This is a genomic window from Microcoleus sp. MON1_C5, assembly GCF_036701875.1.
Lineage (GTDB): Bacteria > Cyanobacteriota > Cyanobacteriia > Cyanobacteriales > Microcoleaceae > Microcoleus.
Genome location: NZ_JAUBRN010000094.1, coordinates 1 through 15,888 on the forward strand (window position 1 = coordinate 1; position 15,888 = coordinate 15,888).

The 15,888-nt window shown below is 46.3% G+C and carries 13 protein-coding genes; 6 read left to right on the top strand and 7 right to left on the bottom strand.

Features of this window, described 5'->3' with window-relative positions:
• Window positions 1-228 precede the first annotated feature (228 nt).
• Window positions 229-435, bottom strand: a complete 207-nt coding sequence (locus QUA71_RS27330; protein WP_333217848.1) for a DDE transposase family protein — start codon at window positions 433-435, stop codon at window positions 229-231.
• Window positions 436-736: 301 nt separating this feature from the next.
• Between QUA71_RS27330 and QUA71_RS27335 the strand changes: the two genes are divergently transcribed.
• Window positions 737-3,247: a heavy metal translocating P-type ATPase gene (locus tag QUA71_RS27335; RefSeq protein ID WP_333289937.1), complete on the top strand. Its 2,511-nt coding sequence runs from the start codon at window positions 737-739 to the stop codon at window positions 3,245-3,247.
• Window positions 3,248-3,584: 337 nt separating this feature from the next.
• On the opposite strand, the gene QUA71_RS27340 is transcribed toward QUA71_RS27335, so the two are convergent.
• Complete coding sequence (locus tag QUA71_RS27340) at window positions 3,585-3,932, bottom strand: hypothetical protein (RefSeq protein ID WP_190659999.1); 348 nt, start codon at window positions 3,930-3,932, stop codon at window positions 3,585-3,587.
• 105 nt (window positions 3,933-4,037) lie between these two features.
• Between QUA71_RS27340 and tmk the strand changes: the two genes are divergently transcribed.
• The 4 genes from tmk (at window position 4,038) to QUA71_RS27360 (ending at window position 7,834) form a co-directional block, all read left to right on the top strand.
• The gene (gene tmk / locus QUA71_RS27345) at window positions 4,038-4,706 is read left to right on the top strand and encodes a dTMP kinase (protein ID WP_333289939.1); all 669 of its coding nucleotides are present in this window, start codon (window positions 4,038-4,040) and stop codon (window positions 4,704-4,706) included.
• A gap of 242 nt (window positions 4,707-4,948) precedes the next feature.
• Complete coding sequence (locus tag QUA71_RS27350) at window positions 4,949-5,911, top strand: DNA polymerase III subunit delta' (RefSeq protein WP_333289941.1); 963 nt, start codon at window positions 4,949-4,951, stop codon at window positions 5,909-5,911.
• Window positions 5,912-5,950: 39 nt separating this feature from the next.
• Window positions 5,951-6,424 carry a peptide-methionine (S)-S-oxide reductase MsrA gene (msrA, locus tag QUA71_RS27355; RefSeq protein WP_333289943.1) on the top strand — a complete coding sequence of 158 codons (474 nt, stop codon included), beginning with the start codon at window positions 5,951-5,953 and terminating at the stop codon, window positions 6,422-6,424.
• A 573-nt stretch (window positions 6,425-6,997) separates the two neighbouring features.
• On the top strand, window positions 6,998-7,834 hold the full coding sequence (locus QUA71_RS27360) for a metallophosphoesterase (protein WP_333289945.1): 837 nt from the start codon (window positions 6,998-7,000) through the stop codon (window positions 7,832-7,834).
• 247 nt (window positions 7,835-8,081) lie between these two features.
• Here the strand turns inward: QUA71_RS27360 and rppA are convergent, their stop codons facing one another.
• The 3 genes from rppA to QUA71_RS27375 all read right to left on the bottom strand — a co-directional run bounded on the left by rppA (window position 8,082) and on the right by QUA71_RS27375 (window position 9,891).
• Window positions 8,082-8,768 carry a two-component system response regulator RppA gene (gene rppA, locus QUA71_RS27365; RefSeq protein WP_333289947.1) on the bottom strand — a complete coding sequence of 229 codons (687 nt, stop codon included), beginning with the start codon at window positions 8,766-8,768 and terminating at the stop codon, window positions 8,082-8,084.
• A 52-nt stretch (window positions 8,769-8,820) separates the two neighbouring features.
• On the bottom strand, window positions 8,821-9,471 hold the full coding sequence (locus QUA71_RS27370) for a glutathione S-transferase family protein (protein ID WP_333289949.1): 651 nt from the start codon (window positions 9,469-9,471) through the stop codon (window positions 8,821-8,823).
• A 153-nt stretch (window positions 9,472-9,624) separates the two neighbouring features.
• Window positions 9,625-9,891: a hypothetical protein gene (locus QUA71_RS27375; RefSeq protein WP_333289952.1), complete on the bottom strand. Its 267-nt coding sequence runs from the start codon at window positions 9,889-9,891 to the stop codon at window positions 9,625-9,627.
• 197 nt (window positions 9,892-10,088) lie between these two features.
• On the opposite strand from QUA71_RS27375, the gene hisG reads away from it, so the two are divergent.
• The gene (gene hisG / locus QUA71_RS27380) at window positions 10,089-10,733 is read left to right on the top strand and encodes an ATP phosphoribosyltransferase (RefSeq protein WP_006633153.1); all 645 of its coding nucleotides are present in this window, start codon (window positions 10,089-10,091) and stop codon (window positions 10,731-10,733) included.
• A gap of 145 nt (window positions 10,734-10,878) precedes the next feature.
• Here hisG and QUA71_RS27385 read toward each other — a convergent pair whose 3' ends face one another.
• Together QUA71_RS27385 and QUA71_RS27390 are read right to left on the bottom strand one after the other, a co-directional pair.
• A complete protein-coding gene (locus tag QUA71_RS27385) occupies window positions 10,879-12,336 on the bottom strand; it encodes a response regulator (protein ID WP_333289954.1) in 1,458 nt (485 codons plus the stop codon).
• Between the two features lie 226 nt (window positions 12,337-12,562).
• A complete protein-coding gene (locus QUA71_RS27390) occupies window positions 12,563-14,776 on the bottom strand; it encodes an ATP-binding protein (RefSeq protein ID WP_333289956.1) in 2,214 nt (737 codons plus the stop codon).
• Window positions 14,777-15,888 lie beyond the last annotated feature (1,112 nt).

Sequence of the window (15,888 nt, forward strand, 5' to 3'; positions counted from 1 at the left end):
GTGAGGGTTCTCACCCAGTTCGACCGCTGCCAGGGGGTTTGAAAACTCTCGCGATCAAGCGTGAGGGGTAAGTTCCGGGTAAAAAAAAGAGAATGTATTAACCGCAGATAACAATGGATTGACCCGGATTCACGCAGAGGTCGAGAAGAGACATATGAATAATTCCGCTGCTAACAGATTTGATATCACGTTAGCTTTCGCGATGCGGAGGAAAGTAATAGTAATTCGTCATTGCGGCTGGCATTTGCCGGCGCGAATTAATCCGATGCGGCGGGCAATGGCATCTTCGGCAGAATCGTAAGGGCCCCACTTTTCAATAATACTGGGGTTTTGTTCTTCAAGTTGCGCGATCCTCTGCGAGGGCTCCGCCAACGGCAAAATCTCGCAATTACCGACAGGGCGTTTGACAATATAAAATTTTGGTGTTTCTGTCATAGCTAAATTCGTCACAAAAAAGCTGGATACTAACTAGGCAATTGCCTCATTATATCAAATAGGGAAACGGCAATGCCGTCTCCCAAGTGTGTCTTAGCATTAAACTCGCAGTCCGACAGTAGTTGAAACCCCTCCCGGGCTGCGGATTTAACCGCCTGCAACTAATAAGAATTAAAAAAAACTAACACTTTTGGAAGATGCCACAATATTTATCTATGATCAAAATATAGACATTTGTCTAAACAGTGCATTCAACCATTTCAGAAGTGGCGAAATATTCTAATCAATACCAAAAAAAACCATGCAATTTCTACCCAAAACAATCCCCGAAATTCAACCAGAAATCATATCAGTTAAAGAATCACGGCCAGAACTTGTTACTTTCGATGTCGGCGGGATGAAATGTGCCGGCTGCGCGAAAGCTGTGGAACGCCAACTCATGCAGTATTCAGGCGTAATTTCAGCTTGCGTTAACTTAGCCGTAGAAGTGGCGACGGTTGAGTGTCAACCGGGGACTGTCGATGCAGAGGCTTTAGCGAAAAAGTTGACTGATAATGGATTTCCCTCTCAGTCTCGTTTAGGTGAAAATCAGCGGGAAGCAGAAGCGGCAACAATTGAACGGCGACAGCAAGAAATTCGACAGCAAATAAACCAATTGACGATCGCCCTGATCCTAATTATCCTATCCGGTTTAGGTCACGTACTCGGCACAAAAGCCCCAATTCTCAGCAATATTTGGTTTCACTGGGGACTCGCCACCCTAGCTTTGCTGCTACCGGGTCGCCCGATTATCGTTGACGGGTGCCGCAGTTTGTGGCGAAATGCACCCAACATGAATACTTTGGTAGCTTTAGGCGCTGTCACAGCTTACACCGCTAGCAACGCGGCGCTGCTGTTTCCACGGATGGGATGGGAGTGCTTTTTTGACGAACCGGTGATGCTGCTGGGCTTTATTTTGTTGGGCAAAACTCTCGAACAGCAAGCCAGACGCCGCGCTGCATCAGCTTTGCAAGCTTTAATCGCATTGCAACCGGCGAAAGCCCGCTTAGTTGATTTTAAACTTTCGAGTTTAGATTTGCGATCGGAAGAATTGCCTTTAAACTCGACATCAGAGGTCTACGATCCACAATACATTGAGATTCCCGCCGATCGCGTCCGAGTCGGAGAATGGCTGCAAGTTTTGCCCGGGGAAAAAATACCGGTAGACGGCGAAATTTGCGAAGGCAAAACAACGATAGATGAGTCAATGCTGACTGGCGAATCAATGCCGGTTTTGAAGCAACCAGGAGATACAGTTGCGGCCGGAACTATCAATAAATCCGGGGCAGTTGTGATGCGGGCAACTCGCACCGGTAAGGAAACCACTGTAGCTCAAATGGTGGCTTTGGTGCAGGCAGCCCAAACTCGCAAAGCGCCGATTCAAAATTTAGCTGATACTGTCGCGGGATATTTTGTCTATGGGGTAATGGCGATATCGGTTTTAACTTTCCTATTTTGGTATTTTGCCGGCACTCATATTTGGCCTTCTGTGCTTTTAGGACAAGGGGCAATGGATATGGGACATGGGGCAATGAATATGGGAAATGAATTGCCAATTATCCATTATCAATCGCCTTTGCTGTTAAGTTTGAAATTGGCGATCGCAGTTTTAGTCATTGCTTGTCCTTGCGCTTTGGGACTGGCTACCCCAACTGCTATTTTAGTCGGTTCTGGCATCGGGGCGGAGCGCGGACTTTTAATTCGCGGTGGTGATGTTTTAGAACGGGTGCATCAATTAGATACGGTAGTTTTTGACAAGACTGGCACTCTGACAACCGGAAATCTCACACTCACAGATTATTTGCCGGTTTTCCAGAATTCCGAGTGGGATTTGAATTCAGATATTAATGTTGGCAACAAACAAGATGTTGGTTCCACAATTGAGGGAGTTTCTGGCAGTGCGGTTGACTCAAAACTGCTGCAAATTGCGGCAGCGGTGGAAAGGGGCGCTTGTCATCCCATCGCGGCAGCGATTTTGCTGGAAGCTCAACAGCAAGGTTTGCCGCTGCTAGCTGCTGAGGATTTCTGCACGGAACCGGGCTTCGGGGTTTCTGCTTTGGTGGAGGGCCGACGGGTGTTCGCGGGGAATGCTGAGTGGATGAAGGAGCAGGGGGTCGCTGTGGCGACGGAATTGTCGGGGTCTTTGCAAGGCAAAACGGCGGTTTACGTGGCTTCTGGGGGCGTTTTGCTGGGGGTAATCGGGCTAAAAGATACTCTGAGGCCGGATGCTAAGGCTGCGGTGGAACGTTTGCGGGGCATGGGATTGCGGGTGATGATGCTGACGGGGGATACGGCGTCTGCGGCGGCGGTGACGGCGCAGCAGCTAGATTTGACGCCGGCTGATGTTTTGGCCGAAGTGCGGCCGGATGGGAAGGCTCGGGCGATCGCGAGTTTGCAAGCCCAAGGCTGTAAAGTGGCTGTGGTGGGAGATGGTATCAATGACGCCCCGGCTTTGGCTCAAGCTGATGTCGGTATCGGTTTGCACTGCGGCACTGATGTCGCAGTTGAGACAGCTCAAATTGTGCTGATGCGAAATGCTTTGATGGATGTTGTTGAGTCGATCGAGCTGGGGCGCGCTACTTTCAACAAGATTCGCCAAAATTTATTTTGGGCTTTTGGTTACAATACTCTGGGAATTCCCGTGGCAGCGGGTATCTTGCTGCCTGCAACCGGAATTCTACTCAGTCCTGCGGCGGCCGGAGCATTTATGGCGTTTAGTTCTGTTAGCGTGGTTACAAATTCTTTGTTTTTGCGCCGGAGCTTTCGAGCTTAAATTGAGGGCTTGTAGATCAAAGTCGGAGGTCATATCGTTTCCGGTTGCACTCGTGACCATATAAAGGACACGGCAGTGCCGTTTCCCTACCTGGATTAATTGTAGGGAAACGGCACTGCCGTGTCACAAGCTGTGGGTAATATTAATTTCGATGCTACCGGATTTGATCTCATCGGTCATTAGCTACAAACTAATGACTAATGACCTCATCTCAAGACGGATATAAGCCCCTGACACTAAAAGTGGAGAGCAAAGAAGTTTCGAGATTAGTTCGAGGCCCCAGATTCATCTGTGGAGTCAATCTAAAATCTAAAATGTAAAATCGACTGACTGATGGCTACAGTGCCATACTTTCCAAAAGTCGCCAGTTGTTGTTGTTCATAATTGAACGACTCACTAGCTCGAACATTTGACGGCAGTGGTTGTTGGTTTGCAGGGGCAGTTCTTCGTTTTTAATCACGAAGTTCATGCGAACCTCTGAGTCGCTGGCCGTGTTTTTCTCAATTAGGACTTCTGCGGTGACAAGTTTGGCAATCGAAACTTGACCTGGGAGCTCGCGAGCCATGACCGAATCTCCTGTATTGTAGATAATATCAAGATTGCATGACTCTAAAATTTCAATCAGGGACTGACGGAGACGGTCGATCGGAACGGCAACGATAAAAAAACCAGTATAGCGAGCCATAGACAACTCCAGCCGTGAGGCATTTAGACTTTATTATCATACCGAACCTAGAACAGATGCACAGAACAATATGGATTTATTTTATTCAGGTGGAAAGTTAGGGCAATGAAAGGCAAACTGATCGTGTTTGAGGGAGTTGAAGGTGCCGGTAAAACTACGCAAATGCAGCGCTTGATACAGTTCCTGCAAGCAAGTTGCTTTCTGACAGTCCGCTTGGTGGCTACTCGCGAACCGGGGGGTACTGAGCTGGGAAGGGGACTGCGACATTTGTTGCTGAAACAAGATGGGGGCGAATCTGTATCCGATCGAGCAGAATTACTCATGTACGCTGCCGATCGCGCTCAACACGTCGAAACTTTTCTCAAACCCGAGTTATCGAAGGGAACGATTGTTTTATGCGATCGCTTTACTGACTCTACGATTGCTTATCAGGGCTACGGCCGCGGTCTTAAGCTAAATTTAATTAAGCAGTTGAATGAAATTGCCACCGGCGGCTTGGAAAGCGATCTGACTTTGTGGCTGGATATTAATGTGGAGGCGGGTTTGGCGAGGGTAAGAGCCCGGGGAGGGTGCGATCGGATCGAGCAAGCAGATTTGAAGTTTCACCGCCTTGTACAGCAAGGTTTTGCGGAGTTAGCCGAGGAAAATAAATCTCGAATTGTCCGGATAAATGCCGATCGGCCTGAATATGAAGTCGCTCAGGAAATTGAAACTATTGTAACTAGCAGGTTAGAAGCTTGGGGATATTTAAATAATACCTCTTCTGAAAAATAGCGCTAGATAATGTGTAGAGACACGGCAATGCCCTGTCCGGCTCCAAGAACTTACAATTTAACATTCTTAACTCAAAACAATTATTTAGCCGTCCCTTAAACCACAATAACCTTTTGGTATTATAGTAGCCGCGCCGACGGTTAGGATGTACTTAATTGCTAAAACCCTAGATTTTCCTCTTTGATCCTTCATCCGTTACATCCCGTACATTGCTCGTTGCCGAACTTCCTTCTTCCGCAAACATGAATTATTTCACATCATTAATCGGACAAGAGCAAGCAGTAGAATTGCTAACACAAGCAGTCGAGCGCAACCGAATTGCTCCTGGTTATTTATTTGTCGGCTCTAACGGCATCGGCAAAAGTTTAGCCGCTCAGTGTTTCATCGAACTTTTATTCTCAGCCAATCTTCCCGAAACTAGATTAATAGCCTCCGTGCAAAATCGCGTGCGGCAGCGGAATCATCCAGACTTACTTTGGGTAGAACCAACTTACATGAGCCAAGGCAAACGGCTGTCGCCAAAGGAAGCAGAGGAAGCCGGTTTAAAGCGGAAAGCACCGCCACAAATTCGCTTAGAACAAGTTCGAGAAATCGGTGAATTTCTCAGCCGACCGCCGCTAGAAGCAGCGCGTTCAGTCGTAGTTTTGGAACAAGCAGAAACAATGGGTGAGGGAGCCGCTAACGGCTTGTTGAAAACATTGGAAGAACCGGGAAAAGCAGCGCTCGTTTTAATTGCTCCGACTGTGGAAGCTTTGCTGCCGACTTTGATTTCCCGCTGTCAAAAAATTCAGTTTTCTCGGCTGAATCCCGAAGCAATGGCACAAGTTTTGCAGCAAGCGGGATTCGCGGAGATTTTAGATCATCCCGAGGTAATGGGGATGGCTCAGGGAAGTCCTGGGGAGGCAATTTCTATTTGGCAGCAACTGCAATCAATACCCGATGATTTGCTGCAAAAGGTGAAGCAGTTGCCTCAAAACCTGCGGTCTGCTTTGGAATTGGCCAAGGAAATTGATAAAACTTTAGATACTGAATCTCAGTTGTGGTTAATCGATTATTTACAGCACTGTTACTGGCAGCAATTTTTGGCAGGAGGAATTAGTCGATCGCCCTTAGAGCCCTTGGAGAAAGCACGACAATATTTGCTAAACTACGTACAGCCGCGATTAGTTTGGGAATGCACACTAATGGGAATATGTCAAGCATAATTTAGTGCCAAGTTTTATCCCAATACGATGAGTAACACGATGGAAAAAGCCACATTTGCCGCCGGTTGTTTTTGGGGAGTTGAACACAAGTTTCGCGCCGTTGCGGGAGTCGTCTCAACTGCTGCGGGCTATACAGGAGGTCACTGGCCGAATCCCTGCTACCTCGACGTTTGCGCCAGAGTCACCGGTCACGCTGAATCAGTGCTGGTAGAGTACGATCGATCGCAGGTGAGTTACGAAGCACTGCTAGATGTATTCTGGAACTGTCACGATCCCACCCAAATCAATCGCCAAGGCCCCGACAGAGGCGAACAGTACAGGTCTGTGATTTTTTATCATAATTCCGAACAAGAAAAAGCCGCTCGCCTCTCCAAACAAAAATTGCAAACTTCCGGTAAATACGACAAAGATATTGCCACCGAAATCCAACCTGCTGGTGAATTTTATATGGCAGAGGATTACCACCAGCAATATATTGAGAAGAAGCGGCATTCGTCAAAAGTTATTAGTTAAAAATTAGGCAGACCCCACAAAAAATAAAATATCGTAGGGGCGGTAAGGCAATTATCTATACTAGCGACCAGTTTATTATTAATGCAAAACTCGGCCTCCCCTACGCCATGTTTATTTCCACCTACTTAGTAATAAATCATTAGTCATGAGATAGTGTTTGGTAGGGGCAATCCCCCGGTGGTAGCCCCATTCTATAGCGATGCGGCACAAGTCTCAGCTTTGAAAATTGCCAAAAGAAATATAGATGCGGGGCGGGGAATGCCACTCTGAAGAAGAGCGAGCGCGTTTTAAACAGCTTGTTACGCAAGTCATAATTTTATAAAAATGCTGTAGTAGTTGGGCGCGTAAAACCCCAAGACTTTTGAAATAAAGCCTAAATGAAGATTGAGAATTTCTGTTTCAATTTTCTTTATTAATCCCGGTTTTTGCGTCGAGGACTGTAGTCATTAGTTAGCAATTAGTAGTCATTAGTCAGATGACAGAAGGAAAAGGGAAGAATATCTAGTTTTGCCGTATTGCTTGTTTATTTGCTAAGCTAAAGGTGGCGCTCTGTCATCAATAAACTTTAGATTTATGCACAGGTTATTAACTGGGAAACTGCGAATAGAGTATTTAACAATACCAATCGCTAATCTTCCAGCAAATCTATCCGGTATTAAAATTGTACAGCTTACTGACTTTCACTATGACGGGGTGCGGCTGTCGGAATGGTTGTTAGAAGAGGCGATTTCGGCAGCAAATGAAGCTGAACCCGACCTGATTTTTTTAACTGGTGACTTTATTACCTACGACCCCGCACCTATTTACACCTTAGTGCAGCGATTGAAAAACTTGCAAAGTCGGCTGGGAATTTACGCGGTTTTGGGCAATCACGACCACTATTGGCCGAGGGCAAAAACAGAGGTTACTAATGCTTTAAATAGCGTCGGGATTCGGGTTTTGTACAACGAAGCAATCTATCCTTTGGGCCCAGAATTGGCTTTAGTTGGGTTGGCAGATTTTTGGTCGGGCGATTTTGCGCCTAAACCTGTAATGGCATCAATAAATCCCGCGATTCCTCGGATTGTCTTGTCTCACAATCCTGATACTGCTGAAAAGCTGCAAAATTGGCGGATTGATTTGCAGTTGTCTGGGCACACTCACGGCGGTCAAATCGTTATTCCCGGTATCGGGCCTTTGTACGCTTGGGTCAGAAAAATTGGCTATTTGATTCCTAAACGAATCCGAAAGTTCATTCCTTTTCTGTCGGCTTACGATCGAGTAGTTACTCACTGGGAATGGGCTAGCGGTTTGCATCAGGTTGGGAGTAATTTGCTGTACGTGAATCGGGGTTTGGGAACTTATTCGCCGGGAAGGCTATTTTGTCCCCCGGAGGTGACAGTAATTACTTTGGTTTGTCAACATACGTAAAGGCTGGTTTAGGGTGCATACTTTCCCGATAACAAATAATATATAGCCTTTCTCAGTAACATGAGGTGCTCTGGCGGGCATAGGGCATAGGGCATAGGGCATAGGGCATAGGCCTCCGTGGGCATCAGTTGCGAGCGGTGTGTACCTCATTTTATTGAGAACCGCTATAGCAGAAGGCAGAAGGAAGAAGGAGCTTCGGCTTCGCGAGTGGGTAAAAAAAAGGAATGGGGTACAATTTCTATTATTATTAGCTGGCTTCTCCAAAGCGATAGCCTCTGCCGTAGACAGTGTGAATTAGCACGGATTCGCCCGGGGCTTCTATTTTGCGGCGCAGCAGGCGGATTTGAGCGGCTAATACATTGCTGCTGGGTTTTTCTGCTTCACTCCACAAATACTGGTGGATTTGTTCGTGTGTTAGCAATTGACCGGTATGGCGCATTAAGTATTCTAATAACTGACATTCTTTTTCAGATAAGTCAATTGTGCGATCGCGCCGATAAGCTAATTGATTGTCGTAGTCTAGCTGTAAATCTGCAACTTGCAGTCGCCCGACAGCAACCTCGGCATCAATAGTAGGAGGCCGCCGCAGTAATGCGCGGACTCTCGCTAGCAGTTCTCGCAGTTCAAAAGGTTTGACCAAATAGTCGTCTGCACCGGCGTCGAGTCCTTGTACGCGATCGTCTACGGTATCTTTGGCCGTGAGAAATAGCACTGGCGTACTCCTTCCTTGCGATCGCAACTTCTGGCAAATTGCCAGTCCGGTTTGTCTCGGCAGCATCCAATCCAAAATTAGTAAATCGTAATTGCCCTGCATTGCTAAATTGCTGCCACTTGCTCCGTCAAATGCCACATCAACTGTATAACCTTCGCGGGTTAAGACTCGACTCAAAGGGTCAGTTAACTCAACTTCATCATCAACTAAAAGAATCCGCATCCTGATTTTAAACTTGAGATTTGAGATTTTAGGTTAAGTAAACTGATTTTTCCTAGATTTTAATGTGGGGAATACTTTCCGTTTCGCTGCAAGCTGCTGCTACCCATTCCTGGATGGCAGGCAAGGCTAAAATAGCCTCCGCATAAGCTTTTGCTGATGAATCTAATTTGACTCCGTAGGTGACAAAACGCATAACAACGGGGGCAAACATAGCGTCAACAACTGTGAATTTTCCGAATAGCATATTGCCACCTGTTCCGAATTTTTGGCGGCATTCGCGCCAAATGGCAAAGATGCGATCGATCTCTGCTTCTACACCGGCAGTCATCCCTTCTCCCGGATAGCGGTTGCGGCAGTCCATCGGCATATTGTCGCGCAAATTTTGGAACCCCGCGTGCATTTCGGCGGCAATCGAACGGGCGATCGCCCGTTCCGCTACATCCGCCGGCCACAAATCATTTGCAAAGCGATCGGCAACGTATTCGCAAATTGCTAATGATTCCCACACTTTCAGATCGCCGTCGATTAAAACTGGCACTTTTCCCGAGGGAGAATAGCGCCGAATTTCTTCATGCGTTGTAGGCCAGTCTAAGGGGATTCTCACCTCGGCAAATTCCAGTCCAGCTTGTTTCATCGCCAGCCAAGCACGCAGCGACCAAGAGGAATAATTTTTATTACCAATAACAAGTGTCAATTCGGTCATAGTTTAGCTTTCAGCTATTTGCAATCGCCTGTTAAATTGTAAGTTTTAGAGTTGAATACACAAAGGGGTGAGACTGAATGACGATCCTCTTCGAGGGCTTCGCTAACGCGCGATCGGCCCGTTTTCTGCACCAGCCTCTGCAAGCATTTTAGATTAACAGCCTCCCAGCGTTCCGCGTTTTTCTGCAAACTGCGATCGGGGGGCTGTATCGAACACACTTGATTTGGCATCGAATGATCTGTCTCTGTGGATTTTGGCATCGTTAGCGGTAGGTACGGTCACTGTATAGTGCATTTCCTCGGCCTCTACACCACCGCCTGAGAGGATTTCATCTACTGTAATTTTTTTGAGGGAAGCCGGGTCTACATTGTGAAATTTTCTGTCAAATTGTTGACTCTCAAACTCTTGATTGTTTTCCATACTGACCGCCATTGAAAAACGTGACGACATAAAAACTTACTAAATATAATATATACCCAAACAAAGGATCGAGCAATAGCCAAAATTTATTTTTCGCTATGAACTCTATGTGTTATTCTGAGTTTGGTAAAAGCTGTTTCTGCTTAGACCGCGAGCGCCCCTTCCACAATTGAGCAATTTACACTCTAAAAATTGACATGATTACTGTTGCACTTCCCAAAGGCGGATTGTTAGGAGATAGCATTCGCCTGTTTAAATCGGTTGGATTAGACTTCAGTGCTTTTCTCGATTCCTCTAACCGACAACTTCAAATTTATGACCCGACAGGCACTGCCAAAGCTTTGCTAGTAAGGACGCATGACGTACCAGTTTATGTGGAATACGGTCAAGCAGATTTGGGGATTGCTGGCTATGATGTTTTGCGAGAAAAAAAGCCGAAAGTTGCCAATTTAATTGATTTAAAATTTGGCAAATGTCGGCTGTCCGTGGCTGTCAAGGAATCTAGTTCTTATCGACGAACTGTAGATTTACCTCCTCACGGTAGAGTTGCTTCTAAGTTCGTACACTGTGCAAGAGAATATTTTCACAATTTAAATTTGCCGGTGGAAATTGTGCCGCTTTACGGTTCTGTGGAGTTGGGGCCGATTACGGGTATGTCGGAGGCAATTGTGGATTTGGTTTCGACTGGCAAAACTTTGCGGGAAAATGGTTTGGTGGAAATTGATGTTTTGTTTGAAAGTTCGGCTTATTTAATCGGTCATCCTTTGAGTTACCGTTTGAATACCGGAGGTGTGAATGAGTTGATCGGGAAGTTGAGAGAGCAAGTTTTGACGACTGTTTGATGCTAACTCCAATTAAAGTAGACTTATTGGATAAATCTTTCATTGATAGGGAAACCACAGACGCAACGCAGGATAGTTGAAGACTTTTGCAATAAGTCTAAACTATTGTAGGGTGGGCTTGTAGCTCGCCCTAAAAGTTAAATCTTTATGAAGTGCTATTTCCCGGTAGAAAACCTAGTTTTTCCTGGCAGCGATTTATATAAAAACGGACAACTGTATCCGCAGGGTTTTGTTCTATTAGTTGCTGAAAATATCTCAAGGCGGCGACAAACCTTTCGGATTGCCATCCTTGAATTCCTTTGTCAAATAAACCCTGGGTAAGCTGCTTTGCCTCAGAGTCGGGACAGGAGGCTGCCCAGATTTCGTAGATTTCAATAGCTTGCTGCTTGCCGCGCGGGGTTACTCGATCTATCCAGCGATAGTAATAATTGTTCCTTGGCAAATCGCTGTCTGTAGCAGACGCCTCAGAAGTAGAAGTAATAGTCTCCTGTGTTTCCACTTCCAAGTCGCACTTTAATAATAGACTTTCTTTTGATTTTGAGTGGGAACTTATGCCATGTAGAAATTCTCTTGCATGAACGATCGCATTTTCGCTAACAATAATTTGGCAACCGTATATTTTAGTTAAATTTTCTAACCTAGAAGCTGTATTTACCACATCGCCGATGACTGTCGAGTCCATGCGGCGATCGGAACCTAAAGTGCCGATCATGCCGATACCTGTATTAATTCCCGTACCAATATTGACGGGAAATTCTAAATTGTATTGGTGGCGACTGGCATTAAATTCTTGCAAAGTTTCTTGCATTGCTACTGCGGCTTCGATCGCATCCATAGCGTGAGAATTCGGCTTGTCAAATACTGCCATGATTGCATCGCCTAGGTATTTGTCAATAAACCCGCCGTGAGACGTTATGCAATCGTTCATTTGAGTAAAAAAAGCGTTCAACCATTCAAAAGTCTCGCGAGCTTGTTGAGATTCCGCGATCGCAGTAAACCCGCGAATGTCGCAAAATAAAACAGTCAGCTCTTCTTCTGTGACATTGCCCAACTGAATAGATTCTATTCCTTGCGGCGCAATTCGTCCGAGAAGTTGCTCTGGCACAAATAGCTGAAATTTTTCTGAAAGATATTCGTTGGCTTCCCAAGCTGCGGCGATTTGGCGTTTGCTTTGCTCTTTGACTTGCTGGTTGAGTTGGGAAGATACAGCTTGCGCTCGCAGTTGACTCAACTGCAAAATATTTTCCACTTTCGCCAGCAACAAACGACTGTTAAAAGGCTTTGTCAAATAATCATCGGCCATCATTTCTAACCCTTTGATGCGAGACATATCGTCATCGAGGGCAGTTAAAAAAATCACCGGTACAGTTTGCAATGCCGTATCCTTCCGCAGGCGATCGCACACATCAAAACCGTTCATCTCCGGCATCATAATATCTAGTAAAATTAAATCGGGTCGAGACGCGCTGGCAAGCGAGAGCGCTTCATGGCCAGATAGGGCTGATACTGTAGCGTATCCTTTCAGGTGCAATAACTCTTCCAGTAAAGTCAGATTAGCTGGCTCGTCATCAACCAACATGATGCAGGGCGACTTGTTTGACATCGAATATGATATAGTATATTGAATTTAGCTCGGGAGTTGCGCGTGGGGAAGCTCGAAAACTGGTTGATTCGTATATTTCTCGTTACTAAACTCGATATTTTTCGTAGGAACCAGCTTTCGGAAGCAAGTGCGGGCAAGTCATATACATATTTATCTACTCTTGAGTTTAACCTTTGTTGTTATCAATTATCATAAATGGCAGTGCTGGAACTGCAAATAATTATCGTTAGCCCAGAAAAGAACGGACAGTAGCGATCATCAAATTCAAATCCAGTGGCTTGCTCAAATAAGCAGAAGCGCCAGCTTCCAAACATCGATCGCTGTCACCGGGCATCGCCATCGCCGTCACCGCAATCATCGGTACCGAGTCCCAGACAGGATCTGCTTTAACTCGGCGCATCAACTCAAAGCCGTCAACATCCGGCAACTGAATGTCCATCAAAATCAAATCCGGCAGCAAGTGCGGCGCAGCAGAGGCGGCGAGAATACGATCGGCCATCACCTTCCCATCCGCGAGTATCTCTACCCCGTACCCCTCTAATTCCATCACCTCAGAAATTAACATTTGGTTAAAAGGCTGGTCTTCGACAACCAAAATCCGCTTCCTGCCAATGGGTAAAGCAATCGCACAACCTGGCACTAACTTGCTATCCAAAGCACAAGAAGCAAAGCTTCCCAACTGTTGACGTATCTCCGTCAAAGGCAGCCAAACGCGGAAAAGACTTCCCCGATCGCAAACAGATTGAAAAGAAACAGTTCCCCCGTGCAATTCTGCCAGACGCTTAGTCAAAGCCAAACCCAAACCTGTACCTTCGTGCCGCCGAGTCAGGGAAGAATCCACCTGTTGAAAAGGTCGAAATAGCAAGTGCCAGCGGTCTTGAGGAATGCCGATGCCGGAGTCTTGCACCTCAAAACAAAAATAAGGAGTGCTGGCATTTACAGGAGAACAATCCGGCCGATAGTCGCCGTCTATTTCACTGCCGTAGACCAGACGCCCGCTGAGTTTAACTTGTCCCTGTTCGGGGGTAAATTTGATGGCATTGGAAAGTAAATTAATCACAATTTGCCGCACTCGCCGTTCGTCGAGCCAAACTTTAGTAATACGGTAGTCGAGTTCTAAAGACAAACCGATTCGCTTTTTGTCTGCCCGTGGCTGCATCATTTTCAGACAGTCTGTTGCGAGTTCTTGAACGCGAACAGGCTGTAAGTTTAGTTCTACTTTCCCGGCTTCTATTTTAGAAAGATCGAGAATATCGTTGATTAGCTGCAACAGGTGCTGGCCGCTTTTTTCGATCAGTTCTACATAGCTGATTTGTCGATCGCTCAACTGTCCGGCTGTTTGTCGCAGCAGCAAGTCAGAAAAGCCGAGAATGCTGTTGAGAGGCGTCCGCAATTCGTGGGACATGGAGGCTAAAAACTCGGATTTCAACTGAGAAGAATACTCTAATTCTTCGTTAACTTGGCGCAGGTTTTCTTGTGTCTGAGCCCGCTCGATCGCGGCCCCCAGAGTCCGGCAAGCAGCCTCCAGCACTTCTTGGTGGACGGCGGCTTGCAGTTTTTTGATGTTGCGGGACTCCAGCGTCAGGACTCCGATGATCGTGCCGTTGGTAGCTGCGATCGGAAAAATGCCCAGTTGTCCGATTCCCGGATGCCGAAATTCCGGCACGGCATTGGGATGTTGGGCATAATCCTCTACGAACAAAGGTTTACCAGTTTTCACCACTTCCCACAGCAAACCGATGCCGTAGGGAATGCCTTGGTCGAGCAATTCTTGCATTCCTGCGACTACCGGTTCCCCGTAAGTAGCCAGAAATTGACTAGAAACGTGGTTGGAAATCCCCGACGCTTGCCGATCGTTTCCCTTGCCGCTAATCACCTTGACATCTCCGAAAGCAGCATTCATTGCCTCTACTAGATAGGTGAGGGCAAACTGACCTATTTCTTGCAAACTGTCAGACTTTTGCAGGCGTTCGGTTAAACCTAAAAGAAAGCTCAGCCGCCGGACTTCTGCGTTCAAGCTAGCTTGGGAGTTTTGGTATACCGTAACGTCTCGAAAGGTTAACAGCCGTCCGCCGCTGTTGGTAATCGTGGCGCACACCTCCAAACAAACCGCATTGGACTGCTCGAAATAAAATGATAAACTTTCATGCTCAGATGTTTCGAGTGCTTGCTGAAACTCTTGCCACTGTTGAACAGACAAGTAACCCCGATCGACAATTTCCGCAAACAGCAAGTGGCACTTCGGCTTTGTTTCCAGCCATTCTGGGGAGAGATCCCAAATTCCGGCCAATTTTTTGTTAAACAAAACTAAGCAGTCAGACGAGTCGAACAGAGCGATCGCATTGTCTACTTGGTTGAGAATCAGTTCTTGGTCTGCCCTCAACTGGTGCAAGTCTCTCTCCATTTTCTCTGTGGGTGTAGCTCTTAGTTTCGTTGTCATAACTTTCTAGGGATATGGCAAGAATTATTTTATAATCCCTTACTTAATGTGACATAATTTTAGGTTTTTGGGCAGTGAGGGGGATCGATCGGCTTTGTGATCTGAGACACTTGCTGGTTTCCGAGGGCGATCGGAACCCGCTTTGAACTGCGTCGGCTACATTGCTTAATCATCAGGCAATAACGAGGGAAATCCTTATGACAGAAGCCGAATTTTTTAATAACAATGTTGTAGAAGTTGATGGCATCTGACTTGAAACTCTTGTGTCCAACCCTGTGCTAAATTGACCCCTAATAAAAACTAATTCCGGCGATAAGGAATCAGCATATAGCAATCCTCGCATCATTTGTGAATTTCTTACTCCCTAGCAGGTTCGGCGAGGGTTGGGGTGGGATAAAAAATTTACGACTTTTGCAAGGATTGCTATAGGTCAAATGCAATCATGACCTTACCCTTAAATTTTATTAGCAATAACTTGGTTATTTGGATTAACTGCTCCAGCAAGTGTCGGATTGAAAAACATAGGCATAAGGCGCGCCCTAACCACCCGGAGACAGTTATATATAGCCTTTCTCAGAAAGATGAGGTACTATCCGGCATAGGGCATAGGGCATAGGGCATAGGGCATAGGGCATAGGGCATAGGGCATACCTCACTTTTTTGAGAACCGCTATAGCAATCCTGGCATCATTTGTGAATTTCTTACTCCCTCCCCTTGATAAGGGGAGGGTTGGGGTGGGGTAAAAAGTTTAGGACTCCTGCAAGGATTGCTATATCAGTTTCAAAAAAGCAACTGTAGGCTTGTGAACCCAACCCATACACAATCAGTTATTCCCAATAATTTAATCTAAAATTGTGCGACTGAGCGCTCACGCCGAACTCTTAAATCTACAATGGTATGAGTTATTACGATCGCACTTATGAGTAAGGTGTGCAGTGCACACCCTACAAATGTGAGTTAAGCTAATCCGCATTTAAATGGCAGAGTAAAATCAATCTTTACTCTTGTGGGGCGGGCAGGAGAGCCCGCACTTAGTTAGAGTCGATAGGGGCATTTCTACCCCTACCTCTCCTTCAGAACCGGACGTGAAACTTTCGATTCATCCGGCTCC